Annotated in this window: 27 protein-coding genes; 18 read left to right on the top strand and 9 right to left on the bottom strand. The window is 47.3% G+C overall.

The features are described from left to right. Window positions 1-54 precede the first annotated feature (54 nt). The 5 genes from DESRU_RS13305 to DESRU_RS13285 all read left to right on the top strand — a co-directional run bounded on the left by DESRU_RS13305 (window position 55) and on the right by DESRU_RS13285 (window position 5,356). Window positions 55-1,335 (top strand): sulfite exporter TauE/SafE family protein, encoded by a 1,281-nt coding sequence (locus tag DESRU_RS13305; protein ID WP_013842610.1) that lies wholly within the window; start codon window positions 55-57, stop codon window positions 1,333-1,335. After that, window positions 1,335-2,051: a hypothetical protein gene (locus tag DESRU_RS13300; protein ID WP_013842609.1), complete on the top strand. Its 717-nt coding sequence runs from the start codon at window positions 1,335-1,337 to the stop codon at window positions 2,049-2,051. Before DESRU_RS13305 ends, DESRU_RS13300 begins: the two co-directional genes overlap by 1 nt. 312 nt (window positions 2,052-2,363) lie before the next feature. Then, a complete protein-coding gene (locus DESRU_RS13295; protein WP_013842608.1) occupies window positions 2,364-3,662 on the top strand; it encodes a replication-associated recombination protein A in 1,299 nt (432 codons plus the stop codon). A gap of 77 nt (window positions 3,663-3,739) precedes the next feature. Beyond that, window positions 3,740-4,483, top strand: coding sequence for a protoglobin domain-containing protein (locus tag DESRU_RS21525; protein WP_041275784.1), 744 nt, complete (start codon window positions 3,740-3,742; stop codon window positions 4,481-4,483). Window positions 4,484-4,744: 261 nt separating this feature from the next. Then, entirely contained in the window at window positions 4,745-5,356 is a 612-nt protein-coding gene (locus tag DESRU_RS13285) for a nuclease-related domain-containing protein (protein ID WP_013842606.1), read from the top strand. A gap of 41 nt (window positions 5,357-5,397) precedes the next feature. On the opposite strand, the gene DESRU_RS13280 is transcribed toward DESRU_RS13285, so the two are convergent. Next, the gene (locus tag DESRU_RS13280; protein ID WP_013842605.1) at window positions 5,398-5,886 is read right to left on the bottom strand and encodes a CBS domain-containing protein; all 489 of its coding nucleotides are present in this window, start codon (window positions 5,884-5,886) and stop codon (window positions 5,398-5,400) included. 253 nt (window positions 5,887-6,139) lie between these two features. After that, the gene (locus tag DESRU_RS13275; protein ID WP_013842604.1) at window positions 6,140-8,053 is read right to left on the bottom strand and encodes an ABC-F family ATP-binding cassette domain-containing protein; all 1,914 of its coding nucleotides are present in this window, start codon (window positions 8,051-8,053) and stop codon (window positions 6,140-6,142) included. A gap of 156 nt (window positions 8,054-8,209) precedes the next feature. Here DESRU_RS13275 and DESRU_RS13270 point away from each other — a divergent pair, with 156 nt between their 5' ends. Next, the gene (locus DESRU_RS13270) at window positions 8,210-9,394 is read left to right on the top strand and encodes an MFS transporter (RefSeq protein ID WP_013842603.1); all 1,185 of its coding nucleotides are present in this window, start codon (window positions 8,210-8,212) and stop codon (window positions 9,392-9,394) included. Window positions 9,395-9,548: 154 nt separating this feature from the next. On the opposite strand, the gene DESRU_RS21660 is transcribed toward DESRU_RS13270, so the two are convergent. Continuing rightward, window positions 9,549-9,941 carry a transposase gene (locus tag DESRU_RS21660; RefSeq protein WP_337998875.1) on the bottom strand — a complete coding sequence of 131 codons (393 nt, stop codon included), beginning with the start codon at window positions 9,939-9,941 and terminating at the stop codon, window positions 9,549-9,551. Between the two features lie 124 nt (window positions 9,942-10,065). Continuing rightward, window positions 10,066-10,740 carry an IS110 family transposase gene (locus DESRU_RS21655; RefSeq protein WP_337998876.1) on the bottom strand — a complete coding sequence of 225 codons (675 nt, stop codon included), beginning with the start codon at window positions 10,738-10,740 and terminating at the stop codon, window positions 10,066-10,068. Window positions 10,741-10,952: 212 nt separating this feature from the next. On the opposite strand from DESRU_RS21655, the gene DESRU_RS13260 reads away from it, so the two are divergent. The 5 genes from DESRU_RS13260 to DESRU_RS13240 all read left to right on the top strand — a co-directional run bounded on the left by DESRU_RS13260 (window position 10,953) and on the right by DESRU_RS13240 (window position 16,008). Next, window positions 10,953-12,170 carry an MFS transporter gene (locus DESRU_RS13260; RefSeq protein WP_013842602.1) on the top strand — a complete coding sequence of 406 codons (1,218 nt, stop codon included), beginning with the start codon at window positions 10,953-10,955 and terminating at the stop codon, window positions 12,168-12,170. A gap of 224 nt (window positions 12,171-12,394) precedes the next feature. After that, entirely contained in the window at window positions 12,395-13,066 is a 672-nt protein-coding gene (locus tag DESRU_RS13255; RefSeq protein WP_041275782.1) for a PspA/IM30 family protein, read from the top strand. Between the two features lie 55 nt (window positions 13,067-13,121). Further along, window positions 13,122-13,652, top strand: coding sequence for an NfeD family protein (locus DESRU_RS13250; RefSeq protein ID WP_013842600.1), 531 nt, complete (start codon window positions 13,122-13,124; stop codon window positions 13,650-13,652). 15 nt (window positions 13,653-13,667) lie between these two features. Next, window positions 13,668-15,173 (top strand): flotillin family protein, encoded by a 1,506-nt coding sequence (locus tag DESRU_RS13245; protein WP_013842599.1) that lies wholly within the window; start codon window positions 13,668-13,670, stop codon window positions 15,171-15,173. A gap of 52 nt (window positions 15,174-15,225) precedes the next feature. Beyond that, complete coding sequence (locus DESRU_RS13240; protein WP_013842598.1) at window positions 15,226-16,008, top strand: nitroreductase family protein; 783 nt, start codon at window positions 15,226-15,228, stop codon at window positions 16,006-16,008. 53 nt (window positions 16,009-16,061) lie between these two features. On the opposite strand, the gene DESRU_RS21520 is transcribed toward DESRU_RS13240, so the two are convergent. Then, window positions 16,062-16,193 (bottom strand): hypothetical protein, encoded by a 132-nt coding sequence (locus DESRU_RS21520; protein ID WP_013842597.1) that lies wholly within the window; start codon window positions 16,191-16,193, stop codon window positions 16,062-16,064. 274 nt (window positions 16,194-16,467) lie between these two features. Here DESRU_RS21520 and DESRU_RS13235 point away from each other — a divergent pair, with 274 nt between their 5' ends. Beyond that, on the top strand, window positions 16,468-17,304 hold the full coding sequence (locus tag DESRU_RS13235) for an MBL fold metallo-hydrolase (protein WP_013842596.1): 837 nt from the start codon (window positions 16,468-16,470) through the stop codon (window positions 17,302-17,304). Window positions 17,305-17,348: 44 nt separating this feature from the next. Here the strand turns inward: DESRU_RS13235 and DESRU_RS13230 are convergent, their stop codons facing one another. Continuing rightward, complete coding sequence (locus tag DESRU_RS13230) at window positions 17,349-17,633, bottom strand: GIY-YIG nuclease family protein (protein ID WP_041275420.1); 285 nt, start codon at window positions 17,631-17,633, stop codon at window positions 17,349-17,351. Between the two features lie 125 nt (window positions 17,634-17,758). Between DESRU_RS13230 and DESRU_RS13225 the strand changes: the two genes are divergently transcribed. Further along, window positions 17,759-18,346, top strand: coding sequence for a sugar O-acetyltransferase (locus DESRU_RS13225; protein WP_013842594.1), 588 nt, complete (start codon window positions 17,759-17,761; stop codon window positions 18,344-18,346). A gap of 157 nt (window positions 18,347-18,503) precedes the next feature. Here DESRU_RS13225 and DESRU_RS20905 read toward each other — a convergent pair whose 3' ends face one another. Continuing rightward, window positions 18,504-18,677 (bottom strand): hypothetical protein, encoded by a 174-nt coding sequence (locus DESRU_RS20905; protein WP_013842593.1) that lies wholly within the window; start codon window positions 18,675-18,677, stop codon window positions 18,504-18,506. Window positions 18,678-18,984: 307 nt separating this feature from the next. Between DESRU_RS20905 and DESRU_RS13220 the strand changes: the two genes are divergently transcribed. The 4 genes from DESRU_RS13220 to DESRU_RS13205 all read left to right on the top strand — a co-directional run bounded on the left by DESRU_RS13220 (window position 18,985) and on the right by DESRU_RS13205 (window position 23,801). Then, a complete protein-coding gene (locus DESRU_RS13220; protein WP_013842592.1) occupies window positions 18,985-20,601 on the top strand; it encodes an NAD(P)/FAD-dependent oxidoreductase in 1,617 nt (538 codons plus the stop codon). Then, window positions 20,594-21,838: a BaiN/RdsA family NAD(P)/FAD-dependent oxidoreductase gene (locus DESRU_RS13215; RefSeq protein ID WP_013842591.1), complete on the top strand. Its 1,245-nt coding sequence runs from the start codon at window positions 20,594-20,596 to the stop codon at window positions 21,836-21,838. Before DESRU_RS13220 ends, DESRU_RS13215 begins: the two co-directional genes overlap by 8 nt. A 105-nt stretch (window positions 21,839-21,943) precedes the next feature. Further along, window positions 21,944-22,372, top strand: coding sequence for a hypothetical protein (locus DESRU_RS13210; RefSeq protein ID WP_013842590.1), 429 nt, complete (start codon window positions 21,944-21,946; stop codon window positions 22,370-22,372). Between the two features lie 133 nt (window positions 22,373-22,505). Further along, entirely contained in the window at window positions 22,506-23,801 is a 1,296-nt protein-coding gene (locus DESRU_RS13205; RefSeq protein ID WP_013842589.1) for a [Fe-Fe] hydrogenase large subunit C-terminal domain-containing protein, read from the top strand. Window positions 23,802-23,812: 11 nt separating this feature from the next. On the opposite strand, the gene DESRU_RS13200 is transcribed toward DESRU_RS13205, so the two are convergent. Beyond that, window positions 23,813-24,055, bottom strand: coding sequence for a hypothetical protein (locus DESRU_RS13200; RefSeq protein WP_013842588.1), 243 nt, complete (start codon window positions 24,053-24,055; stop codon window positions 23,813-23,815). A gap of 151 nt (window positions 24,056-24,206) precedes the next feature. Continuing rightward, the gene (locus DESRU_RS13195; RefSeq protein ID WP_013842587.1) at window positions 24,207-24,419 is read right to left on the bottom strand and encodes a hypothetical protein; all 213 of its coding nucleotides are present in this window, start codon (window positions 24,417-24,419) and stop codon (window positions 24,207-24,209) included. A 246-nt stretch (window positions 24,420-24,665) separates the two neighbouring features. Here DESRU_RS13195 and DESRU_RS13190 point away from each other — a divergent pair, with 246 nt between their 5' ends. Further along, complete coding sequence (locus DESRU_RS13190) at window positions 24,666-25,505, top strand: YkgJ family cysteine cluster protein (protein WP_013842586.1); 840 nt, start codon at window positions 24,666-24,668, stop codon at window positions 25,503-25,505. Window positions 25,506-25,647 lie beyond the last annotated feature (142 nt).

Raw genomic sequence — 25,647 nt, 5'->3', positions numbered from 1 at the left:
TAACGCAAGCACATTTTTTAGTACAAAATAACCGAGTTTAAGGAGGTTACCTAAATGAGGGGATTGTATGAGGCTCTAATGAGTGCCTCCAGGGCCCATGCCAAATGGGAACTGGAAATGTCCAATAATATCGTCCGCAACAGAAAACATCTGCTGATTTTGGCGATTATGATGCTGCCCCTGATTATCCCCGCCATTGGTCATGCCGCCGATCTGCCGGCATTTCTTGGCGGTAAGAGTGCTTTCGGACCGTCTCACTTTACTCCCTTTATGTTCTACGGGTCCATGGCGGTGGGTGTTTGTGCCGGCTTAATTACCGGCTGCATCGGCGCCGGCGGTGGCTTTGTTATTACTCCCGCCCTGATGAGCCTGGGCGTAAAAGGGATCCTGGCCGTAGGTACAGACCAGTTCCATATTTTTGCTAAGGCCATTATGGGAACCGTAATTCATAAGAAACTGGGCAACGTTAACATTCCTCTGGCCATCGCTTTTCTCTGTGGTTCCGGTATCGGCGTAACCGCCGGCGGTACCCTGAACCGGGCCCTGTTTAATATGAACCCCGTGTTCAGTGATTTTGTCATCAGTGCCGTTTACGTAGTCATGCTTGGTTTCCTGGGTTTTTACTCCATGTATGATTTTCTTAAAACCAGAGGGCAGGCAGCCAAGGGCGATGCCCACGGCGGTCCTATCGGCATGACCAAACTGGCCCTCCGGTTGCAGAAAATTAAACTTGCCCCCATGGTGAAGTTTGATGAAGACCTGGGCGGTCGTCAGATTTCCGGTTGGTTTGTAGCCATCTGCGGTGCTGTGGTCGGTTTTGCCGCAGCCATCATGGGTGTGGGCGGCGGCTTCCTGACCTTCCCCATGTTTGTTTACGGTCTGGGCGTATCCTCCTTCACCACCGTGGGAACGGATATCCTGCAAATTATTTTTACCGCTGGTTATAGTTCTATCGTACAGTACGCTATTTACGGTTACATCTTTTATACCCTGGCTATGGGCATGTTGGTTGGCTCCCTGCTGGGCATTCAAATCGGCGCAGCCACCACCAAGGTTGTACCCGGTATCTATATTCGCGCTTTTTACGCCATTGCCATCCTGGCGGGTTTTGTTAACAGGGCCTTTGCTCTTCCTGAGAAGATGGGTCAGATGGGTTATATTAAGCTGACTCCTGAAACCGGAAAACTCCTTGCTGATATTGGCGCCTGGATTTTCTTCGGCCTGGTCATTCTCTTTGCCGGCTGGATTATCCTCAGCTTTATCCGGGGAATTCCCACCCTGAGAGCCGAAACCGCCAAAGCCGATGTAACGGACGGGAAAGGAGTGAGCCATTAATGATAAGAGATAGTAAAGCCTTTACCATCGGGCTGATTATGCTGATCTCCTTTTGTGGCATCTATTTCTATATGATGACCCCTTCCTTTGGTAACGGAAGAAACGGCCTGGACTTTGCCGACGATTTGTTTAACTCCATCTCCAAAGGCTCCGTGCAGGATGTAGTTACCAGTGAGGTTAAAAAAGCAGCCAACTGGGAAGGAACTGAGATTGCTGTTAATTTGAAGTGCAAGGATGAAGAACAGGCTGCAAGATGGGCTGATGCCCTGCAAAAAGTTGAAGATGCAGATGTTCAAGTGGATAAAGCAAACGTTGCTTTAAAGGCGGATATGGGTAAGCTGCTCAACAATATTTCCGAAGACTGTATGAACATGTTTGAGAATAAAGGGGATGTGGTCCAGCAGAAATACAACACCGATCCCCGGGATGCCACCAACCGCTGGTACAGCATTACCAAGGCCGTGGCTAAGGATTTAGAAGTTCAAAAGAGCTTCACTGAATCCGTGTATATTCAAAACTACCAGAAAAAGATGATTGAACCGGCCTATAATTATTACGGAGTTGAAACCAAGTTTGTTAGTGAAAATAAAGGGATCATGAGCTTCATGCTAATCTTCTACATGATCTACACTCTGTGGTATGGCTTTGCCATCTACTATATCTGCGGCGGGTTGGGAATTACCATGACCAAGGGAGGAAAAAAATCCGAGGCCTAGTAAGCCCAACGTCAACAATTCTGAACACCCTGAAAAAGGGTGTTTTTTTATTTCGTTAAGAAAAGTACAGGTAAATATATATGCTGCCAAACTGAAATATTTAATACACATTTGAACAGATATTAAAACAAAGATAAAAAATCCGTGTAAATCCGCAGAAATCCGTACAATCCGCGTTCTATTGGTTTTTTTCTTTTTTAGGAGTATGTTAAGATCAATTAAAGTGGATAAATTTTTCCCCAAACATTTGTTCACCCATGGTATGATAGACTTATCCTCTTTTATATTAAAATTATTTACCGAGGTGACTGTATGGATTTGTTCAGTTCGACCAGGAGCAGCCTGCAGGCGGCTCCCCTGGCTGAAAGGCTCCGCCCTCGCAATTTGGATGAATTTACCGGACAGCAACACATTGTCGGCAGGGGAAAGCTGCTTCGCAGAGCCATCGAAGCGGACCAACTGGGGTCGATTATTTTCTATGGTCCTCCGGGCACCGGCAAGACCACTCTGGCCAGTATTATATCGCAAATGACCTCCGCCAATTTTGTTAAAATGAACGCGGTATCTGCGGGGGTTTCAGAAATCCGGGAAGAAATAAAAAAAGCCCGGGATCATTTAAAATTTTACGGCAAGAAAACCATTTTCTTTATTGATGAAATTCACTCCTTAAAAAGAGGAACCCAACAGGACTGCCTGCTGGAAGCGGTGGAAAAAGGAGAAGTGGTGCTTGTTGGAGCCACCACCCAAAATCCCTACTTTGAACTAAATGGCGCCCTCCTAAGCAGGTCCCGCATCTTTCAACTTTTGCAGCACTCCGAAGAAGACCTCAACACGTTGATTCAGCAGGCTTTATCCGACGAGGAACGGGGATTGGGCGGCTATCGGGTGCAATTGGAGGAGGCAGCCCGGCAGCATTTTATTAAAATGTGCGGTGGTGATGCCCGGAACCTTTTAAATGCCCTGGAGTTGGCAGTGTTATCCACAGCCCCCGCTGAAGACGGCTACCGGCATATTACCCTGGAGGTAGCCGAGGATTCGACCCAGCAAAGGTATATCCACTATGATAAAACAGGAGATCATTATTATGATGTCATCTCCGCCTTTATCAAGAGTATCCGGGGTTCAGACCCGGATGCCGCGCTGCATTATTATGCCCGGATGACGGCAGCCGGAGAGGATCAGCGTTTCATTGTACGCCGGTTAATGGTTCACGCCTCTGAGGATGTAGGACTGGCCGACCCTCAGGCCATGTTGATGGCCCATGCGGCGTGGAATGCCCTAGAAACGATAGGCATGCCGGAGGCCCGGATTCCCATTGCCCAATGTATCATTTACTTGGCCGCCGCTCCTAAAAGCAACAGTGTGATCAATGCCATTGACCGGGCGATGAAAGATATTAAGGAAAAAAACATCGGTGTGGTTCCGCCGCACCTTCGGGATACCCATTATAGAGGTGCCAAGGGACTGGGCCATGGGGGCTATAAATATCCTCATGATTACCCCGGGCACTGGGTGGCTCAGCAGTACCTCCCGGATAACCTAAAGGGCAGGATTTACTATGAGCCGTCAGACCAAGGTAAAGAAAAATTAATGATCAAGAGAGAGAGCTAGCAAGGATTACTCTTGAGGGTGGAGAATTATGTAATTAACTGTTACTTTTTGGGGGAGGGATCAGGGTGAGCGACTTTATGACCAGTGCACAGGATTTTTCCAAGCGCCGGGTTCAACTGGCCTACTTGGACATCACCGAACAGGAAACGGAATTAATGGCAGCCCATAAGGACCTGTTTATAAAAGAGGCCGAGCGGGTGGTAGAGGGCTTCTACCAGCACTTGCTGAACTTTTCTTATTTAAAGGAACTAATTGAAAAACATAGTACCGTTGAAAAACTAAAGGGAGTTCAGAAAAGATATTTTATTTCCCTGTGTGATCCCCTGGATCATGCCTATATAGAAACAAGACTGGCCATTGGCAAGAAACATCAGCAAATCGGACTGTATCCCAAGTGGTACATGGGAGCCTATCAGATTTATCACAGTGAAATCCAGAGGATTTTGGCAGAGCACCATGGAGCCGGAACCGAGGCATACAAGCAGGCCCTGGAAGCCTTTATGAAAAGAATCAATCTGGATATGCAGTTAGCCATTGAAAATTATATTCTGGACCAACTGCAGCAGCTTATTTCTTTCCAGCAGGACATTGGTTCCGTGGCGGAAATTATTGATGACATTGCCGAGCAGACCAACATGCTTTCCTTGAATGCTTCCATTGAGGCTGCCAGGGCGGGGGACCACGGACGCACCTTTGCGGTGGTGGCCCAGGAGGTTCGCAAATTGGCCGAGAGGTCCTCTCAATCCGCCAGGGATATTGCCAAGATGGTTTCTTCCAACCAGGAGGCCATTGAGAAGATGAAGAAATCCTCGGAAGAGTAAAGAGCGATAAAGGGAGTATCCAAGAACCATCGACCAAAAGGAAATGGAACGCGGATTTAACGGATTGTACGGATTTGCGCGGATTTTATTTTAAAGATAATTCAATCCTTGAGAATCGGTAAAAATCCGTACAATCCGTGTTCTGTTATTTTTTTAGAAAATAAGGAACTGCACATTAGCAACCCTTCAGGGTTCTTTTTGCAGCAGTACCTTTATTACAAAGATATTTTACTAAAACAGCACCGCTGATGAGGTGATGGAATGGCCACGGTTTTAAAATGGCCCGGAAAAGAGAAATCCAAAGCAGGAAAGCCGCCTTCCCGGTCCGGAGTACTTGGTTTTTTCCTTGGTTTGTTTGACCCGGTTGAACCCATGGGCAAGGGGCTGGCCGGGGAGATAAAAGTTGCCCGCCAATTAAGCCGGGATCTAGGAGATGCCTGGATCATCATCAATGATTTTAAAATCATCACCGCCGGCGGCAGAACCCAGATCGATCATTTGGTGCTGGGGCCTCCCGGTATTTTTTGTCTGGAAACCAAGAACTGGCAAACTGCTGCCTGCAATGACCAGGGTCACTGGTTTCGTTGGCAAAGGGGGGGCTGGCTGCCGCAAAAAAGTCCGGTGGAACAGAACCAGGGAAAAATTAAAAGGCTTGAGGAAATGCTCAAGCCGGTGGACGCCGGGGTAAAGGTTCAGGGAATCATTGTTTTCGCCAATCCGGGAAAGTTTGATTTTTCCCTGGCCCGGCTGCCGGATGATACAAAGGTTTTTGGGTTGCCGGGTTTGCTTCAATGGTTTAACGGCCTGGAACAGGAAAACAGGGTTTATTCAAAGGAAGCCCTGGAAAAATTCATCCCTGTGCTTATGAAATAAAACTTCTCGGCCGGACAGTGAATTTAAAAGTGAACCATGCTCTAATCCATGATATAGCCGATCTTAGAGAAGATATCCTTGGCCCGAATAATCCCCACCGGTTTTCCGTTTTCAACCACAGGCAGGGTGTTTACCTTGTTGTCGACAATCATTTCAACAGCCTTCATGATCTCATCGTCCGGTCCGATGGAAAAGACTTTGCGATCCTTCATAATTTGCCGTACCGGGATTTCTTCCGCGGATTCATAGGATTTTGTAACAAAAAGAGTCCAAAGATAGTTGGAGGGAAATTCTTTGCCCTTTTCATGCATCATCAATGCCTTTAAAATCCCGCGTATGGTTAAAATCCCCACCAACTTGCCGGAGGGATTGGTTACCAAAATGGAGGTATGTCCACGGGTGACGCCTTTTTCATCTAAAGAAAAGGAGGATTGCAGCTTTTGAATGGCATCTTTTACCGTATCTAATTCATTTACCGTAAGATAATCTTCCGGGCTAATCATAATCTCTTTGACCGATACATGTTTCATTGGATTCCCTCACATCGTTAATAAATTTGACCGTTCAATTTACCTGCCTAGAAATAAACGGTTCTTAAATAACCATTTATTATAATATGACAACTATACTGAATACGTCAATCATTCTTATCAAAGCAGCCAAACACGATTTTTTTACAGTTTCCCCCGTTCTCGTTTTTTCTTGCTTACGGTGTCCGCGAAGTATGAATTTAGAAGGTTTCTCCGCGAACTGCATGGTCTGTTGTCATACAGAATAGAGTGCTTAAGTTTCCGATAATTCCACCCATTCTTCCAAATAACCATCCAGGGTGGACCTGCGGCTGTCTAATTCTGCACTAAGTTTTAAACAGGATTCATAATCCCTGGTTACTTCCGGGTTTTCCAATGCTATTTCAATTTGCCTCACTGCTTCTTCCGTTTGCCGAATCAAACTTTCCAATTCCTCAATTCTTTTGAGACGCTTTCTTTCCAAACGCTGGGCTTCTTTGTTTTCCAAATAACTTTTTTTACTCTCCTGGGGGTTTAAGGATGCCGTTTTTTCTTTTAGGGGCAGACCCTGCTGATCCCTTTTTTCCAGATAGTAATCATAACCGCCCGTATAATTGTGAATGCCATCCGCAGTAAGTTCGATAATCCGGGTGGCCATTTTATTTAAAAAATAACGGTCGTGGGAAACAAAAAGAATGGTTCCCGGGTAATCCACCAGGGCGCTTTCTAATACCTCCCGGCTTAAGATGTCCAGGTGGTTGGTGGGCTCGTCCAGAATTAACAGGTTTGCCTTTTGCAACATTAATTTAGCCAAGCTGAGGCGGGCTTTTTCCCCGCCGCTTAGATTATCAACTTTTTTATAAACGTCTTCTCCCTGAAACAGAAAATTGCCCAGCAGGGTCCGAATGTCCCTTTCATCGGTGAGCCTGTAAGCGTCCCAAAGTTCATCCAGCACCGTTTTACCCGAAGAGAGCCTTTCCTGCTCCTGGGAATAATAACCGATGCTGAGATTGCTGCCCTGGCGGATACTCCCGCCCAAGGGAGCCAATTCGCCCACCAGGGTTTTCAGCAGGGTAGTTTTGCCGGTGCCGTTAGGACCCAGCAGGGCGACGCTTTCCCCCCGCTCCACAGAAAAAGTAATATTTTGGGACAGGGAAATCCCTCCGGGATAACCGATCTTTAGATCGGAAACCTGCAGTACATCCTTGCCGCTGGGATGATGAATTTGAAAAGAAAAGCATACCCGTTTTTGAGCGGCCGATGGGGCGTCCAGCCGTTCCATTTTTTCCAGGGCCTTTAAACGGCTTTGCGCTCTTTTGGTGGTGGAGGCCCTGGCCATGTTGCGCTGGATAAAATCTTTGGCCCGGTTTATTTCCTCCTGCTGTTGTTCATACTGCTTCAGTTGGCTTTTCTGTTGCTGGGCTTTGAGCTCCACGAATCCCGAATAATTGCTTTTATAGGTGGTGGCCTGGCCATATTCCAGTTCAACTACTTTGCTAACCACTTTATCCAAAAAATAGCGGTCGTGAGAGACCACCAGAAGAGCGCCGGAATAGTTTTGCAGATACTGCTCCAGCCAGGCCAGGGAGTCAACGTCCAGGTAATTGGTGGGTTCATCCAGGATCAACAGGTCCGGCTTAAGCAATAAGTTCTTGGCCAGGGCCAGTCGGGTCTTTTGTCCGCCGCTTAAGACCGAAACCGGCGAGTTGTCCTGCACCTCGGGAAAATCCAAGCCCTGCAGGATGCCCCGGATGTGGGAACGATAAGTGTATCCTCCCTGGTGGCGGAAATTTTCCGCCAGGAGAGCGTATTGATTCATAATCCGCTGGTGGCGGACGGGATCTGACTTGCTCTCGGAATCTCCCATCATTTCCTCCAGCCTGCGCATTTGCTGTTCCTGATCCACTAAATGCTGAAATACCGAGATCATTTCTTCATAGATCGTTCGGGTGGATTCCAATCCCGAATCCTGGGCCAGGTAGCCGGTGGTCAAGCCGGCACACCGGTTAATTTCCCCGGCATCGGGAACCAATTGGCCGGCTAATAGCTTTAGCAGGGTGGTTTTACCGGCCCCGTTCACTCCCACTAAACCAACTCTTTCATTTTTCTGAATAGACAGATTTATATGATTTAATATTTGTTTTGCACCAAAGTATTTAGAAATGTCCTTCGCTTGTAGTAAAATCATTGTTATACTCCTCCAATTACTCAGTTTACCCTATGGGAGAAGTCAAAACAAGAACGGAACTTTTCTTTATATCTTCCGTGGACAAAATAAAAAATGGCAAAGAGGCTGGTGCCGCCGGCCCGGTTTCTTTGCAAGAAATCAACAGGGTGGGGAATAATGAAAAATTGGGACAGTCAATTTACCAGGGCTTTAGTGGGCTTATTTGTTTGCTCTTGTGCAACCTTTGCGGACATTTATTCCATACAGCCCCTTTTACCGACTTTTACGGAACATTTCGGAGTTTCTCCTACAGTATCCAGCCTTTCCGTTTCCCTGGTGGTGGTGGCCATTGCCTTATCGCTATTTTATTATGGCCCCCTTTCGGATGCCGTAGGGCGGAAAAACCTGTTGACCCTGGTGTTGATCGGGGCCAGTGTGCCAACCCTGGCTGCGGGTTTTGCCCAAAATTTTCATTTTATTTTGCTTACCCGGTTCATCCAGGGATTGATGCTGGGAGGGCTGCAGTCGGTGGCCATGGCTTATATTGGTGAGGAAATTGACAAAAAGCGGCTGGCTTTGGCCATGGGCCTTTATATTAGCGGAAATTCCATCGGGGGGATGGCCGGGAGGATTATCAGCGGGTCCATCGCCTATCATTTTTCCTGGCAGGCTGTATTTTGGACCTTTGGCTTATTCAATCTGGTGGCAGGGATGCTGGTATTGATCCTTTTGCCCCCTTCAAAGAATTTTCAGCCGCATCCCTTTAATTTAAGAAGCGGCCTGATAGATATGATGGCTCACTTAAAAAATCCGGCACTGGTGGGTTGTTATTTAGTGGGTTTTTGTTTGATGTTTAGTTTTGTAGGGGTTTATAATTATGCTAGTTTCCTGTTGGCAGGGCCTCCTTATTTTCTGTCCACCCGGGCCATCGGCTTGATTTTTTTGACCTATCTGGCGGGAACCGTCAGCTCTACTTTATCCGGAGCTTTAGCCAACCGCTGGGGCAACCCCGCAACCATTGCCTTGAATACTCTGATTTCCATGACCGGGATGCTGCTGACCTTCAGCAATAATATTTACCTGTTTATTCTTGGGCTGACCCTCTTTTGTTTTGGCTTTTTCGGAGGGCACTCGGCGGCCAGTTCCTGGGTCAGCATGAATGCCAAAGGAGCCCGTTGCGGAGCCTCGAGCCTGTACTTGGTAATGTTTTATTTTGGCGGAGGATTGGGCGGCGTCCTGCTGGGACCCCTTTGGATCAACTGGAAATGGCCGGGAGTGATGCTGGGAACCATGGTTTGCCTGGCTGTTGCCATTGGGCTGGCTAAATATTTGCAAGGCTTAAGAAGATTCGCAAGAAGTTAAGCAAAGAGCCAAAGGCAGGAGGATAACTGAAAAGAGAGACCAACTATATGAAGTCAAGAGAAAAATAAGAGAAGGAAGTAAAAAAGTAGTAGCGAAAAAAGGCATGCTTAAGCAAACTGTCGGGATATCCGGCAGCAAAAAGAGAAAGGAATGGTTAGGCCTGAGGGATAAAAATGGAGTTGTTTTTAAGCAGACTGAAGATCACACGAACAAGTTTTTTGCCGACATGGCTCAAAGCGACAAATTGATGCTTACCCTCGGATTTTTTCTTCGCCATATAAGACTTGAAGGTGGGGTCGCGCATGGCAATAAGTCTAGCGGCGTTTATTAAAGCCCAGCGGAGATAAGAGGAACCGCGCTTGACCATCGGAGTGGAATTGGCGGAGAACTTACCGGACTGATAAGTAGAAGGGTCCAGACCGGCAAAAGCAAGGAGCTTAGCCGGAGTGGCAAAGCGAGTAATGTCGCCGACCTCGGCCAGGATGATGGCTCCAAGGGTATAAGATATGCCCGGTACCGTGAGAATGGGAGAATCAAGCGCCACCATAACCTCCCTGATACGGGCATCGATGGCAGAGATCTGAGTCTGGAGAAAACGGACGGTTTGAATCGTCTGGACCAGCTCGAAGCTGAGCGCAGGAGAGCAGGAACCGATAGAAACCTTGGCAAGCTCACGAATCTGGATCGCCTTCTCTCTGCCATACCTTCCTTGTGAGGCTTCTGCAAGGAGGCTCGTAAGGCGAGTCAAATGACATTGGGCGATGGCCTGAGCGGAGGGGAACTGGCTGAGGAGGGCAAGACAAGAATTCTGATGGATGGACCAGACGGCCGTATGAAGCCGGAAAGAGGATCGTAAGCTGCCGGTTATAGGACGTTTTCAGTTTAGAGCGTATAGAAAGCAGACGAAACCGGTGCCGGGTTAGTGCTTTCAGCTCGGAGATATGATATGATGCGGGAGAATAGGGCTTGGTGTCATCGGAGAAGAGCATGGCAGCCAGGAATCTTGCATCCGACTTGTCGGTCTTGGTTTTTCTCAGAGTCTGTGCCTTACGGTATAGATTGACATGGAGGGGATTGAAGGTAGTGACTTCAAACCCCTGTCCAATGAGAAAGTTTGTGAGATTCGTGCTGAAATGGCCGGTGGATTCCAGCCCTATTTTTACGTTTAGAGATCCGGAAGCCGATTTTAAGGAAACGATGTTGCTTATCAGCGTCTCAAAACCGTTGCGGTCATTGGTAAAGGTGAAGTTTTCAAAGAGGGCGGAGCCATCGCGATTCAGGATGCAGCAGTCGTGTTTCCGGGACGCTACATCGATACCCACGTAGATCAAAGAATCATCTCCCATTGATTGATTTTGGCGCTGTGTGTCCACGCACTTCATGCTGAATGTATCCTTGTCCGATATGAAGCGTCCAATGCGCTATCCAACCGATAAACAAATGAGCATGAAGCTGTGGTTGTAGCCTCTAAGGTATAACCAGTCGGCCGTACCGCTGTAGGTGATCAAACCAATCCACAGCGCAGACAACATTTTAACCCATAATCGGGAGAAAGGTAATGGAGCCCTTTCCGGACTCCATTATACAAGGTGTAAAGATGGAGCAAAAGGCCCCTCTTTGGACAAAGGATTTTGTTTTAATTTGCCTGACCAATTTAATGGTATTTACCAGCTTCTATTTTTTATTGCCCACACTGCCGGTTTTTGTAACCGATATGCTGGGAGGCGATGAGAGTAATGTAGGGTATATCATCGGCGTGCTGTCCCTAACGGCCGTTTTGGTTCGCCCGCTGTCCGGGTTCCTTCTGGATGCCGTTGGCAGGAGAAAAATACTCTTTTTCTCCCTGGTGGCCTTTTCCCTGGCCATGGGCGCCTATTATTTTGTCACCAGTTTAACTTTATTGTTCCTTTTAAGAGTGCTGCACGGTCTTTCCTGGGGCTTTACCACCACCGGAGCGGGCACCGTGGCTGCGGATGTTGTGCCTCCCGCCAGAAGAGGAGAGGGATTGGGCTATTACGGGTTATCCAATACCCTGGCCATGGCCTTGGGACCCAGTGCGGGCCTGCTCATTCTGGACAGGACTAGTTTCTCCATGCTGTTTATCGCCGGGTTTATCATCGCAGTGGCCGGGCTGCTAGCCTCCCAGGGCATCGCCTACCGGCATGAAGTTAAGGGGAAGATCCGCAGCAAGCTTTCCTTTAGCGATTTTTTTGAACCCAAGGTATACTCCCTTTCCTGGATCATGTTTTTTACCGCTGTGGTTTACGGCGGGATTGTATCCTTCATCACCCTTCTGGGCAAGAAAATTGGTGTAGGCAATCCCGGTATTTATTTTTTAATTTATGCTCTGACGCTTTTGCTGGTAAGGCCCTATGCCGGGAAAACCTTTGACCGGAAGGGCCCTCTGCCCATCATGGCCGCAGGCTTTGTGGCCATTGCCCTGGCCTTTGTGCTACTCTTTGCGGCCCGGGGAGAGTGGCTGTTTTCAGCCTCGGCGGTGGCCATGGGCATTGGCTTTGGCATCGTTCATCCCACGGCCATGGCCATGGCCATTAACCGGGTAGAGCCTTTCCGGCGGGGTGCGGCCAATGGGACTCTTTTTAGCGCCTTTGACCTGGGGATTGGTTTGGGTTCCATTTTGCTGGGTATATTATCTGAAAAAGTAGGACTATCCTACATGTATTTGACCTGTGCCGTAATTATCTTGATTCCCTTAACCTTGTTTTATCTAAAGGACGCCAAAGCATATTACAGGGAAAAGCAGTGGGACGGTTAACAGGAATCTCAAAAGACCTCCAGAGTCACTTCTATAGTGGCCCCGGAGGTCTTTTTAAACTTTACGTATATTAAGTGCAATAAGGGTAATTTAACCTTCTTTTATAAATATTATTAAATATAGATTTAATTAGTGAAAAATATATTGTTGTTATTTGTAGGATAAGGTATTTTATATATAAAGAATAATTTTAAATATGATTAGAAAGGAGTTGCTTGTTTATTGTGAGTTTATTTAAGAGGATCAGCGATAATATCAGGGCCAATATCAATTCCCTGCTGGATAAAGCAGAGGACCCGGAAAAAATGTTGGATCAATATCTGAGGGACATGGCGGAAGACATTACCGATGCCGAGGCTGCCGTGGCACGGCAGTTGGCGGTTGCCAGGAAGTTCAAGGCGCAGATGGAGGAGGCCCTGAACCTGGTTGAAAAACGAGGGGATCAGGCAGTAGAAGCCTTGCAAAAAGAACGTGAAGATCTGGCCCGTAAAGCCCTGGAAGACAAAAAAGTGAACAAAGTCAAGGCCGAGAACTATCGGCGGCAGTATGAAAACAACCAGTCCACGGCCGAATTACTCAAGTCCCAGTTGAAGGAAATGAAGAGTGAATATGAGAAACTGCGTGTCAAACGGGAAGTTCTGGCAGCCAGAGCACAGTCAGCCAAAGCACAAAAAGAGATCTACGGGGTTATTGGTAGTTTTGGTCAAGAAAGCGCCCGGCGGGACTTTGAGCGGATGGAGGATAAAGTCTTGCGGATGGAAGCAGAGGCACAGGTGGCCGCAGAATTTTCCGGTGCTGAAAAAAGCCTGGATGAAGAACTGAAGGCTCTGGGCGATGATGATATCGATCAGGAATTGGCCAGCCTGAAAGAAAGTCTGCTAACGAAGAAAGAATAATGTTTCATTACCCGGATAGTTCACCGGCCGGAAAGTGTTCCGGGGAGGGAGAGGGATGCTGACTTTTTATTGGATTTGTCTAATGGGCGGGGTGCTTTTTGCAGTGATTACCATTGTTTTTGGAGACATTCTGGGCGACCTGCTGGACGGTTTTTTTGAAGTCCTGTCCATGGACGGCCTTGATCTTTTCCAGCCGGTGGTTTTAGTCGGCGGAATTACTGTCTTGGGCGGAACCGGAATTATGCTCGATCAGTCTACAAACTTGGAAGCCTTCCCGATCCTGCTGCTTTCTCTCATGGCCTCGGCAGTGATTTCCCTGCTGGTTTATTTTTCTTATGTTAGGCCGATGAAAAACAGCGAAAATTCCACCGGTTTTTCAATGCAGGATCTGGTGGGTAAAATCGGTGAAGTAACGATTTCCATTCCGGAGGCAGGCTATGGAGAGGTGCTGATAAAAGTGGGAGCCGGCAATACCAATCAGATTGCCGCCAGTCTGGATGAAGAAGAAATTCCCGCCGGAGCCAAAGTAGTGGTTATAGAAGCTAGAGACAGTACTGTCTATGTTTTCCAATATGAAGATGAATAACAAGGGGGAGAGGTTATGCTGGGAGGTTTGGCATGGGGGATGATTTTCATTCCGTTGCTGGTTTTAAGCGTCATTATTGTCCTTGGATTGGCTTTTTGGGCTAGGTATAAGACGGTGGGACCCGATGAAGCGATGATTGTTACCGGTTCTTTCCTGGGGATAAAAAATGTACATACCGACGAATCAGGACGCAAAATTAAAATTGTTCGGGGTGGCGGGGCTTTCATACTGCCTATTTTTCAGCAAGGAGAGTTTATTTCACTATTGTCCCATAAGCTGGATGTAACCACACCGGAGGTTTATACCGAGCAGGGCGTGCCGGTGATGGCGGATGGGGTGGCCATTATTAAGATCGGCGGTTCGGTGGAAGATGTGGCTACAGCAGCGGAACAATTTATGGGTAAGTCTACGGAGGACTTAAAACAAGAGGCCCAGGAAGTTCTGGAAGGGCATTTGCGGGCAATTTTAGGTACCATGACCGTAGAAGAAGTATACCGCAACCGGGATAAATTCGCCCAGGAGGTACAAGGCGTGGCGGCGAAGGATTTGAAAAAAATGGGTTTGCAAATTGTATCCTTTACTATTAAAGATATCCGGGATAAAAACGGCTACCTGGAGGCCCTGGGAAAACCGAGAATTGCTGCGGTTAAGCGGGACGCCGAGGTGGCGGAAGCGGAGGCCATCCGGGATGCCCGGATACAGAAGGCCAAGGCGGACGAAGAAGGTCAAAAAGCCGAATTGCTCAGGGATACAAATATTGCCGAAGCCTCCAAAGAAAAAGAACTCAAGGTGGCTTCTTTCAAAAAAGAGCAGGATACGGTTAAAGCGGAAGCCGATCAGGCTTATAATATTCAGGAGGCACGTTCTCAGCAGCGGGTTACCGAAGAACAAATGAAGATTGCCATTGTGAAAAAGGAAAAAGAGATAGAACTGGAAGAAAAGGAAATACTACGCCGTGAGAAGCAATATGACGCCGAGGTAAAGAAAAAGGCGGATGCCGACCGGTATGCGGTAGAACAGTCTGCCGAGGCCGATAAAGCCAAAAAAATGCGGGAAGCCGATGCGCTCAAATATAAGATTGAGGCCGAGGCCAAGGCCAGTGCCGAACAGAAACGTCTGGAAGGACTGGCCATTGCCGATGCGGAACGAGCCAAAGGAACAGCGGAAGCAGAAGTGGTGAGACTCAAGGGTCTGGCTGAAGCCGAGGCCAAGGAAAAACTGGCGGAGGCTTTTGAAAAATTCGGCCAGGCGGCGGTACTGGACATTATCGTTAAGATGCTGCCGGAGCTGGCCGGAAAAGTTGCGGCGCCCTTAAGCGCCATTGATAAGCTGACGGTTGTAGATACAGGCAGCGGAGAGGGGGCTGCAAGGTTAAGCAATTATGTAACCTCTCTTATGGCCACCACTCCGGAGATGTTAAAAAATGTATCGGGTATTGACTTAGAAGATTTGGTCAAAAAACTAACCCGGGAGACCGTGATTTCTGCCGAAAAGCAATTGGAAGATACAAGGACGGCATAAAAGCATCCGCTCCAAATGACTGGCGGATAACAGGCATTTTGAGGTGATCTTGATGTATCCAAAGGATCAATGGTATGAGGCGATAACATTCAGGCGCTCCAGGCGAGCCTTTCAAAACAGGGAAATACCGGACCCGTTAATTAAAAATTTGCAAAGACTTTGCCAGGAATTCCGGTTTCCCGAGGCCAGGGCGGCAATGGTCCTGAAACCTGCAGATGAAATCTTTAAAGGAATTCTCGGCTCCTATGGCAAAATTAAAGGGGCTCCCGCTTATATTGCCTTTATCGGCAATACCGGATATCCCTATTTTCAGGAAAAAGTGGGCTATCTGGGGGAAGGAGTCATACTGGAGGCCACCGGACTGGGCTTGTCCACCTGCTGGGTAGGAGGGTTTTTTAAACCGGATGTACTGGCGGAACATCTTTCATTGGCTTGCGGAGAGAAAGTGCTGGCCGTTACTCCTGTGGGTTACTCGCGGGAGGATTACTCCCTGGGGGAAAAGGTAATGAGCGGGATGGTAAAGGGAAAAAAGAGAAAAGCGCTGGCGGAAATGACCGAAGGACTGGCAGAGGTTCACTGGCCCCGGTGGATAAAGACCGCCCTGGAAGCGGCCCGTCTGGCGCCCTCGGCGGTAAACCGCCAGCCCTGGCGGTTTAAGGTGGAGCCGGAACAAATTACCCTTTTGCTGGATTCCATGGAGGATACCTATCAGATCTCCAAAAGGCTGGATTGCGGTATTGCCATGCTGCACCTGGAACTGGGGGCCAGGGCTGCCGGGGTATCGGGGAACTGGGAGTATCCTGGAGAACAGGCGGTGGGCATTTTTACCCTATAAAACCAGGAACCGCCGGCAAAAAGCCGGCGGTTCCTCAGAAGTGGGGATGAAGATTAGTTCACGGCGCACTCGGGACAGTTAGGATGAATGGCGCATTTTATTTTTTTATAGCCTGTAAGCGCAGGAGCGACGACAAAGTAGATAAACATCATGGTCAAAGGGTTAACGACGGATAAGTATCTCATAATCGGAACCTCCTTGGAAATGTTTCTGGATTTATAGTACAATTTAGAATATTTAAATAACGTCATCTCACTGACGTTATTTTGTCATTCTTCTGACCTCAAAAGAAAATATGAACTTATTTTTACAAGGTCGAGAGAAGGTAATTGGCATTGATTTTAAAAGGATTGCTCAATTATTTTTAAAAAATGATTTTGCTTTAGCATTGCTGATTGGTCCATAGGGGCGATCTTTGTACAAAAAAAAACATGATTAACCCATAAGGAGAGGATCATTTTGTCTACAAAAACCAAAATTACCGTGGTTGCCGAAAACTCCGTTACCAAGAGGAATTTGCTGGCGGAACATGGTTTGTCTCTTTATATTGAGGCTGGAGGATATAAATTGCTCTTTGACTGCGGGCAGGGTCTGGCCATTGATACCAACCTCAAAACCCTGAAAATCAATCCCGGCGAGATTGATGCCATTGCCCTCAGCCACGGTCACAATGACCACACCGGCGGTCTGCAAAAGGTGCTGGCCTTGAGCGGCCCCAAGCCCCTTTACGGCCACCCGGATATTTTTAATGAGAAATACGCCACCACTAGCGAAGGAAATTACCGGGCCAACGGCATTCCTTTTACCCGCAATGAACTGGAAAAGCTGGGAGCGGATATTCACTTAAGCCCGGGTCCGGTGCAGTTAACCGAGAATGTTCTCCTTTGTGGACAGGTTCCCCGAGTAACGGATTTTGAGGAAATAAATCTTCATTTTGCGGTAAAGAAGGAAGGCAGGTATCAACCAGACCCGCTGCTGGATGACCAGGCCTTATTTATAAATACACCCGGGGGATTGGTGGTGGTGGTCGGCTGCAGCCACTCCGGCCTGATTAATATTCTGCGGTATGCCCGGGAAATTACAGGGCAGGAACGTATTTTTGGAGTGGTTGGCGGCACCCATCTTGTGGCCGCCAATGAAGAACGCCTGCAGAAGACCATTCAGGCCTTGCAGGAAATGCAGGTGGAGTTGGTGGCGGTTTCCCACTGTACGGGATTTCACGCCCAGGTTAAATTGCAGGAAGTCTTTGGAGACGGATTTGTGTTAAACAATGTGGGGAATACCCTTTATTTCTAGCAAGGAAGGAAAAAGGAAGGGCACCGAGGGTAAATGGGTTGCCGCTAGGACTCCTGCCGCACAATGAGCCGCAGCTTTTGTTCCCGAGGGAGTTCTTTAATTTTTTTCTCCCGGGAGAGGGCTTGCCCCCGGGTATACCCCTCTTCCATATAAACAAGCACTACCGGCAGTCTTCCCCGGGTAAATTTACTGGCCTTGCCCAGGTTATGCATTTTTAGTCTTTGCTCCAGATTGTTGGTAATGCCGGTATAAAGAGATTGGTCGGCACAACGCAATATGTAAACCACATAGTTCAGGGGTTCCGTTAACTGATTTTGTTCCAATTGCATTTAACTCCTTTTTAATCGGTGAATCTAGATAAAATTGTAATAAAAATGAGGACATCTTTCTAGCTCAGGAGGGAATTTAATCCCTCCTGATAGACAGAAAATCTTTAATTTTGGAGGAAAATTGTATGACGGAGAAAGAGAAAGCCGCCAAAGGATTTTTATATAACGCAAACCATGATGTTTCTTTGATGGAGGAACGCCGCTGGTGCGCCAGCTTGTGTTATGAATACAATCAACTGCATCCTGCAAAGACCGAGGAACGGGAACGCTTGCTGCGCCGAATTCTTGGGCAAGCCTCTAACAATTTTGTAATTGAGCAGCCCTTTCTATGCGATTACGGTTATAATATCAAAATTGGTGAAAATTTTTATGCAAATCATCATTGCACCGTTTTAGACGGTGCAAAGGTTGCCTTTGGAGATAATGTATTTATCGCTCCTAATTGCGGGTTTTATACAGCAGGGCATCCCTTGGATACCGAACAACGCAATCAGGGATTGGAGTATGCCTATCCTATAACTGTTGGGGATAATGTCTGGATTGGAGCTCATGTTGCTGTACTGCCCGGAGTCACCATTGGCAATAACTCAGTCATTGGAGCAGGCAGTATTATTACCAAGGATATTCCATCCGGTGTAATTGCCGCAGGAAATCCCTGCAAGATAATCCGGGAAATAACGGAAGAAGATAGAAAAAAATATTGGAAAGCTTGATGGATTGAAGCTTGACCTTAGTTGATAGACCGAAACAGAGTTCGATCCCGGGAGAACCAACCTGAAAAAGAAAAAAGAACGCTCTTATGTCACTGGATAAACAACCAGGTCTGGAAAAGGACCTGGTTGTTTTTATATTGCAGTTGGATTCAGCGTATTATTTTTTGCCCTTTATCATGTATTCCTGCCGGGGACAGGAGCCTTTGCAATCTCTGTAAAAATTATAACAGGTGAAGAATAACCAACCCACCTGGGTTTGGCCGCTTTCATAATCCATTTTTGGTTCAATGGTAATATTCTTCTGGATTTTTTCGCAAAATTGATCCGCCATTTTTTCACACCTCCTTATTCATCAACTAACTTTAATAAGTATTATATTCCATAAATGGTTACAATACAACTTAACTAGTAGATAATGCAAGGTAAAATAATGTATTAACATTAATAAAAATAAAAGTAATTATCTATAATTTAAATTTATAACAAATAGATAAAATTAGTTTATATATAAAAAACAGTTGATGATAGTAAATTGTATTTTGTCAGAACAGAAGGAACCGGACAGAAAGCAGCGAAGTAAAAGAAATTGTCTTAAAGAATGGAAATATTGATTTCCGTATACAAAGGAAGGAAAATCCATGCTAAGAATCTCCGGAATTAAATTATCCCTGGATCAGGATGAAAGGGATTTAAAAAATGTTCTTCTGACGAAATTAAAGATAAAAGAAGGGGAACTCAAAAAACACCAGATTTTTAAGCGCTCTGTCGACGCCAGAAAAAGGGAAAACATCTATTTGGTTTATACCGTGGATGTTGAGGTAAGCAATGCCCATAAAATACTGGCCAGGCACGCCAGGGATATTGATGTTGCGCCCGCTCCATCATTAACTTATGAATATGTGGAACCCGGCAAGTCGCCCCTGGAGAATCGACCGGTGATTATTGGTACCGGACCGGCAGGCCTTTTTGCCGGCTTAATTTTGGCCCAGACGGGTTACCGCCCTTTACTGCTGGAACGTGGGGCGGATGTGGATCGGCGAACGAAAAGAGTTGAGGATTTCTGGGCCCAAGGAAGACTGGACGGCGAATGTAATGTCCAGTTTGGCGAGGGCGGTGCGGGAACTTTTTCCGATGGCAAACTGACCACCCTGATCCGGGATTTGAGATGCCGCAAAGTTCTAGAGGAATTGGTGAGGGCCGGCGCTCCGGAAGAAATTTTATACGCCCATAAACCTCATGTGGGAACCGATATTTTAAAAACCGTGGTGAAAAATCTCAGGCAGGAAATTATTCGGCTGGGCGGGGAAGTCCGTTTTCAGGCCAAGGTGACCGACCTGCTGGTGGAACAGGGAGCGGTGAAAGGCCTGGTGGTAAACGAAAGTGAAAGCATTGCGGCGGGCTTAGTGATCCTGGCCATTGGCCACAGTGCCAGGGATACCTTTGCCATGCTCCATAACCGGAAGGTAGTCATGACGCCCAAGGCCTTTTCCATCGGTGTGCGCATTGAACATCCCCAGCAGTTGATTAATGCAGCCCAGTATCGGGAATTCGCCCGTCACGAGAAGCTAGGTCCTGCGGAATATAAGCTGGCCTACCACTCTCCGGGAGGCAGGTCCGCTTATACCTTCTGCATGTGCCCCGGGGGAACGGTGGTGGCGGCGGCTTCTGAAAAAGGAGGGGTAGTGACCAACGGCATGAGCATACACGCCCGGAATGGAGAAAACGCCAACAGTGCCCTATTGGTCAGTGTTACTCCTGCTGATTTTGGCAGCAGCCATCCCCTGTCGGGTATTGAGTTTCAGCGGCGTTGGGAGCGCCTGGCCTTTGAACTGGGAGGGAAAAATTATCACGCTCCGGCTCAATTGCTAAGGGATTTCCTGGCAGACCAGTCTTCTTGCTCAGGTCTAGGACAAGTTCAGCCTTCTTACCGGCCGGGGGTGACCATGGTGGAATTAAAAAAATGCCTGCCGCCCTATGTGGTATCTGTCTTAAGGGAGGCCATTCCTGAATTTGATAAAAAAATGAAAGGGTTTGCCCTGCCGGATGCAGTCTTAACCGGCGTTGAAACCCGCAGTTCCTCTCCGGTGCGCATTGAAAGGAATGAACGGCGGGAAGCCAGTGTTTTGGGCCTTTATCCTGCCGGCGAAGGAGCCGGGTACGCTGGGGGAATCATTTCTGCCGCCGTAGACGGAATCCGGGTGGCGGAGGCGGTGTCAAGCCAATACAAACCAATGGAGGATGGAGCCGTTGTCTAAGGATAAACCGCTTAAAATCGTGATCGTTGGCGGGGGGGCCGCAGGCATGTTGTCAGCCATTACCGCCGCAGCCAAAGGGGCCCGGGTAACCCTTTTGGAAAAAAACCAGAGGATTGGCAAAAAGCTTTTGGCCACCGGAAACGGCAGGTGCAACCTGACCAATATCCACATGCATCTTTCCCATTTCCATGGCCGCAATCCCAAGTTTGCCTACTCCGCTTTAAACCGTTTTAATCAGGATCAGACCATCCAGTTTTTCGAGCGTCTGGGTGTTTGCCATAAGATAGAGGACGGAGGAAAAGTATTTCCTTTTTCCAACCAGGCTTCCAGCGTGCTGGATGTGTTAAGATACGAACTGGATTGGCGGGGAGTGGAGGTTATGGTTGACTCCGAAGTGAAGGATATCCGCCAAGAAAAGCAAGGCTTTGTGCTTACGTTGAAGGGAAAGGAACCCCTGAGGGCCGACCGGGTTATTTTAACCACCGGCGGAAAGGCGGCGCCCAACCTGGGAACCACCGGAAGCGGTTATCTGCTGGCTGAAAAACTGGGTCATAAAATTGTTGACCCCTTCCCTTCCCTGGTGCAGTTAAAATTAGCAGAGCCTTTTTTAAAGCAGATTATGGGAGTTAAGTTTGAGGGAGCAGCGGAAATCATCGTTAATAATAAAACCCTGGCCCGGTCAGCGGGAGAAATTTTGTTTACCGATTACGGAATATCGGGTCCGGCCATATTCCAATTAAGCCGGACAGCGGCTCAACAGCTTAAAGGGCAGGAACCGGTCTGGGTAAAGGTTTCTCTGGTAAACCATCTCCCGGAGGATGAACTGAGGCAATATCTGGCCAAGCGTTTTGCGGAAGGGCCGCAAAAAAACCTGCTGTTTAGTTTGGTTGGTTTTATACATAAAAAGCTTATACCGGCTTTGCTGAAACAGGCCGGACTGCAGGATGTCAACAAGAAGGCCGCCGACCTGGCTCCGGAGGAAAAAGAGAAAATTGCGGTCATTCTTCAGGATTGGCGCTTTCAGGTAACCGCCACCAATACCTGGACTGCGGCCCAGGCAACCGCCGGCGGGATAGAAACCGGGGAAATCCATCCCCAGACCATGGAATCCAAGCTGGTGCCGGGTTTGTTTTTTGCCGGGGAAATTATTGATATCGACGGGGATTGCGGCGGCTACAATCTGCAATGGGCCTGGTCTTCCGGGTATGTTGCAGGCACCAGTGCCGCTGCCTGGTAGAATTGTTCCAGTTCCAGGCAGGAGTTCCAGGCTTAGCCTAGAAATATTTCTTAATTATCAGTTTTCATTAAGATCCCTGAAATTTGAGAGTTGGAGTGATATTTTTTGAATGAAGCCGCCCAAAAAATAAAAAATAAACGGTTAATCTTTGTCCTTGCCTTTATTTTCCTGACCTTATTATATAAATTTGTCAATCTGCAAATGGTTGATATGAAGGTGAGTGAATCCATCCAGCAATACGTGATACTGGCCCAGCGGTTGACCTTTGTTGTTTTATACCTGTGGTTCGGTTATTCCGTGGGAATCAACAAACAAACCACCTGGTTCATGAGTATGCTGGCAGTTCTACATCCCCTAACCCCCCTGATCGGTTTAATGGTCTTGCTGTTTAAAAGCGGGCAAATGCAAATCCAAGCCGCCAAAGGAATATCTTCCAAAGCCGTAGAGGTCAAAGGCTCGGAGAATAAAAAGGAAAGTGAAAAGGGCCGATCTGGCTCCAGGGAGTCTCAACGGAAAAAAAAGAACAGAAAGTAACAAAGGTGGCGTAAGCGCCACCTTTCCTTTTGACGGAAATCATCTTTAAAGAAAGCCATGGCCCGATGAGAGAAACATACTCTGATTAATTTGCGGAATAATAGGAAAAAGAGTCTTGTTCCAGGAGGCTGTCGTGACCAACTTAACTTACGATCAGATATTCAGCAAGCTGGTAAAATCCGCTTATGACGGGAACCTGTCCGAGGAAATTGATCGGCTGCAGCAAGAGCAGGATGAACAGCTAAATCAGTATATTCATTATGCCACCGGCAAAGGAGATCCGGAAAGGGTTGTTTTTAAAGTAAAGGACTGTGGTTTTGACTGTGGGTGCGAAGAGGACGGCTGTCAGGTCTCCTGCCTGCTGGAAGCCATTGAAAGGGACGAACAGGGCCGTGTGGTCATCAACGGCAACACCTGCACCGACTGCGGGCAGTGTGTGGATGAGTGTAAATATGGCTGCCTGGTGGATAAAAAGGAGTTTATTCCTTTGGTGGAGGTCTTGAAAGATCGCAAGGTACCGGTTTTTGGCATTATCGCCCCTGCTTTTATCGGACAGTTTGGTCCGGACGTAACGCCGGGCAAGATGCGGGCCGCCCTAAAGAAGCTGGGTTTTTACGGCATGGTGGAGGTTGCCCTTTTTGCGGATATATTAACTTTCAGAGAAGCTTTGGAGTTTGACAGCCATGTGCACAAAGAAGGGGATTTCGTTATCACCAGCATGTGTTGTCCCATGTGGGTGTCCATGATAAAAAGGGTTTACCGGAAAATGGCTTTCCATATTACTCCGTCTGTTTCCCCTATGATCGCCTGCGGCCGGGGAGTGAAAAAATTGCATTCCGAGGCCAAAGTGGTCTTTATCGGACCCTGCATAGCCAAAAAGGCGGAGGCTAAGGAGCCGGATGTCAAGGACGCTGTGGATGTGGTGATTACCTTTAAAGAGTTAAAGCAAATCTTTGAAGCCACGGGGATTCAGCCGGCGGAGATGCCCGAAGATGAAAAGGAACATTCTTCTACCGGGGGAAGAATTTACGCCAGAACCGGGGGAGTCAGCAAAGCGGTGGCGGACACGCTTAAACGAATCAGACCGGATAAACCAATTCAAATAAAGGCTGTGCAAGCCCATGGGGTGAAAGCCTGCCGGCAAATGCTCCAGGAGGCCCTGGAGGGCAAAATTACAGCCAATTTTTATGAAGGAATGGGCTGTGTGGGAGGTTGTATCGGGGGTCCCCATGTATTAATTGATGCTGAAGAAGGGAGGAGATGGGTTGATCAATACGGGGAAGAAGCCAGCAGCCTTACCCCTGCGGATAACAAATATGTATTAGCTCTTTTAAAGAGTTTGGGGTTTGCAGAAATCGAGGATCTTTTTAATGAGGAAAAATCCAAAATCTTCAGCAGAAGTCTTAACGAAGAAAAAAGCCTTGATTAAGGCTTTTTGTCTTAGTGGTCCTTGTGCATAAGAAAGGTTAATATTTTAGAGAACTGTATGTTCACCAGTTCACTGACCGGGACCCCGGTTTCCTCGGAGCGTTTTTCAATAACGTGCAATTGGTTGCGCAGAAATTCATAAATAATGTACTCCGCCACATCCTCGGGGGTAGAACCTTGTTTTTCCGCATACTGTTCAAGCATTTGCTGGGTTTCATCGGATAAGTTCAGTTCAAATTCTTTGTTTTCGTCCATAGACTCCATCCTTTCAAAAATTGGTGACAAGTTAAGATTCGAGGTTCATTTTTTATAACCTTCTAAAAAGTACATAAAAGTACAAAATAAAATAAACTTCTTACTTGGACTATTATTTTATCTTTCCAGGGATTCTTATTCAGCAGACCGCTTATGTCTTGGTTATACGGTTAAACCCGGGAGTGTACCCGGACCCGGAAGAGCGGAAGGAAGAGCCAATTAGACCTGCGCACCTTTTAAAGCTACAGCACAAAATCCAGCAACTGCAAATCAAGATGGAAAAAGCAGCGGTGGCTATCAGGATCAGGCAAAGGGCGGGTAAGCCCATCAGTGTCCATAGGGGAATCAGCCGACGGGTTAGCATAGCAGCAGCCTCCTTATGTGAAATAAATCACATTTTTGCTTGTAATATACCATAATTTAAAAATTTATTAATAAGAGTTAGCTATGTTCTAATAGAAAAATTATAAAAACAATACTGATAATTTGCTGTTGATTTGTTTTGATTGGTAGAAAAACAAGGGGAGATAAATAAAATATTCACAAGGGGTTTGGGCAGGGAGTGTCGAAGAACAGGATAAATATGCTTATAAAGCAAGGGGAGATACGAATGACGCTTCACAATTATAAACAGCAGTTGATGCAAAAACTGGATGACGGTTCTTTGCCGGGAATCTCCTTAGATCATGAGTTTACCTTTGCGTGCAAGGACCAGTGCATGGGACGGTGCTGTAACACCATAACCATCCTACTGGACCCCTGGGATGTGGAAATCATGGCCAGGCATTTAGGCATTTCAGGTCGTGAGTTTGTTGCGGAATACTGTAAATATGATTTTGGTCAGGGATTAAAATGGCCCTATGTGCGCTTAAAACATGCTGAAGATGGCCCCTGCATCTTTATGCTGCCGGGCGGGCGCTGTGAAATTTATCCTGTGCGGTCCCGAAACTGTAGAACCTATCCCATCGGACGGGCTGTTCGCTTTGAGGAGAAAGGCACCAAAAGGGACAAAATTTTTATGATTGAAAAAATGGACTTCTGTCTGGGGCATAACTGTGATCAACCCTGGACCGTTAAAAAATGGTTTGAAGATGCCCAGTGCCAGAAATTTTATGAATTGTCGGACTTATATCTGGAAGTCATTGACTACGCCACCAAACAACTGGACAGTCCCAGGTGGATGAACAGAAACATTGCCCAGATGCTCATGCCCCTGCTTTACGGGCCGGATCTGTTGCGTCAAAAGCTGAGTATTAGCGAACAGGAAGTTGACCATGAGGAGTTTTACCGCCGGCGGATGAAGGCTTTAAAAGTGATCTTGACAGATATTGCCGCCGAATTTGGCTACGGACCCTGTGCCCGACAAAAGGAGAGCGACGATTCCCCAGCCATGCCCGGTGGAAGTTTAATGGATCGAATGAAAGTAGTGCTTATTACGGGTAAGGAGTAAATAAGACTTTCGGAGAGAGGACAAAAGGGCTTTGCATCGCAACGGAAGACAGCAGATAACCGGGCGGCGAAAAACGGACGAATAAGCAATAGAACACGGATTGAACGGATAATACGGATTTCCGCGGATTTTATTAAAAATT

The sequence above is a fragment of the Desulforamulus ruminis DSM 2154 genome (genome assembly GCF_000215085.1).
GTDB lineage: Bacteria > Bacillota > Desulfotomaculia > Desulfotomaculales > Desulfotomaculaceae > Desulfotomaculum > Desulfotomaculum ruminis.
The sequence above is the reverse complement of the archived record's forward strand: the minus strand, read 5'-3'. Positions and strand labels throughout refer to the sequence as shown.

What these genes read in the sequence shown, in the direction of transcription:
- DESRU_RS20905 (WP_013842593.1), bottom strand. Translation starts at nt 18,677, where the DNA reads ATGGCGGATCAATTTTGCGAAAAAATCCAGAAGAATATTACCATTGAA.
- DESRU_RS21525 (WP_041275784.1), top strand. Translation starts at nt 3,740, where the DNA reads ATGACCAGTGCACAGGATTTTTCCAAGCGCCGGGTTCAACTGGCCTAC.
- DESRU_RS13280 (WP_013842605.1), bottom strand. Translation starts at nt 5,886, where the DNA reads ATGAAACATGTATCGGTCAAAGAGATTATGATTAGCCCGGAAGATTAT.
- DESRU_RS13260 (WP_013842602.1), top strand. Translation starts at nt 10,953, where the DNA reads ATGGAGCCCTTTCCGGACTCCATTATACAAGGTGTAAAGATGGAGCAA.
- DESRU_RS13225 (WP_013842594.1), top strand. Translation starts at nt 17,759, where the DNA reads ATGACGGAGAAAGAGAAAGCCGCCAAAGGATTTTTATATAACGCAAAC.
- DESRU_RS13275 (WP_013842604.1), bottom strand. Translation starts at nt 8,053, where the DNA reads ATGATTTTACTACAAGCGAAGGACATTTCTAAATACTTTGGTGCAAAA.
- DESRU_RS13305 (WP_013842610.1), top strand. Translation starts at nt 55, where the DNA reads ATGAGGGGATTGTATGAGGCTCTAATGAGTGCCTCCAGGGCCCATGCC.
- DESRU_RS13295 (WP_013842608.1), top strand. Translation starts at nt 2,364, where the DNA reads ATGGATTTGTTCAGTTCGACCAGGAGCAGCCTGCAGGCGGCTCCCCTG.
- DESRU_RS13190 (WP_013842586.1), top strand. Translation starts at nt 24,666, where the DNA reads ATGACGCTTCACAATTATAAACAGCAGTTGATGCAAAAACTGGATGAC.
- DESRU_RS13200 (WP_013842588.1), bottom strand. Translation starts at nt 24,055, where the DNA reads ATGGACGAAAACAAAGAATTTGAACTGAACTTATCCGATGAAACCCAG.
- DESRU_RS21660 (WP_337998875.1), bottom strand. Translation starts at nt 9,941, where the DNA reads ATGGTGGCGCTTGATTCTCCCATTCTCACGGTACCGGGCATATCTTAT.
- DESRU_RS13195 (WP_013842587.1), bottom strand. Translation starts at nt 24,419, where the DNA reads ATGCTAACCCGTCGGCTGATTCCCCTATGGACACTGATGGGCTTACCC.
- DESRU_RS13250 (WP_013842600.1), top strand. Translation starts at nt 13,122, where the DNA reads ATGCTGACTTTTTATTGGATTTGTCTAATGGGCGGGGTGCTTTTTGCA.
- DESRU_RS13300 (WP_013842609.1), top strand. Translation starts at nt 1,335, where the DNA reads ATGATAAGAGATAGTAAAGCCTTTACCATCGGGCTGATTATGCTGATC.
- DESRU_RS13285 (WP_013842606.1), top strand. Translation starts at nt 4,745, where the DNA reads ATGGCCACGGTTTTAAAATGGCCCGGAAAAGAGAAATCCAAAGCAGGA.
- DESRU_RS13240 (WP_013842598.1), top strand. Translation starts at nt 15,226, where the DNA reads ATGTATCCAAAGGATCAATGGTATGAGGCGATAACATTCAGGCGCTCC.
- DESRU_RS21520 (WP_013842597.1), bottom strand. Translation starts at nt 16,193, where the DNA reads ATGAGATACTTATCCGTCGTTAACCCTTTGACCATGATGTTTATCTAC.
- DESRU_RS13220 (WP_013842592.1), top strand. Translation starts at nt 18,985, where the DNA reads ATGCTAAGAATCTCCGGAATTAAATTATCCCTGGATCAGGATGAAAGG.
- DESRU_RS13230 (WP_041275420.1), bottom strand. Translation starts at nt 17,633, where the DNA reads ATGCAATTGGAACAAAATCAGTTAACGGAACCCCTGAACTATGTGGTT.
- DESRU_RS21655 (WP_337998876.1), bottom strand. Translation starts at nt 10,740, where the DNA reads ATGGGAGATGATTCTTTGATCTACGTGGGTATCGATGTAGCGTCCCGG.
- DESRU_RS13245 (WP_013842599.1), top strand. Translation starts at nt 13,668, where the DNA reads ATGCTGGGAGGTTTGGCATGGGGGATGATTTTCATTCCGTTGCTGGTT.
- DESRU_RS13270 (WP_013842603.1), top strand. Translation starts at nt 8,210, where the DNA reads ATGAAAAATTGGGACAGTCAATTTACCAGGGCTTTAGTGGGCTTATTT.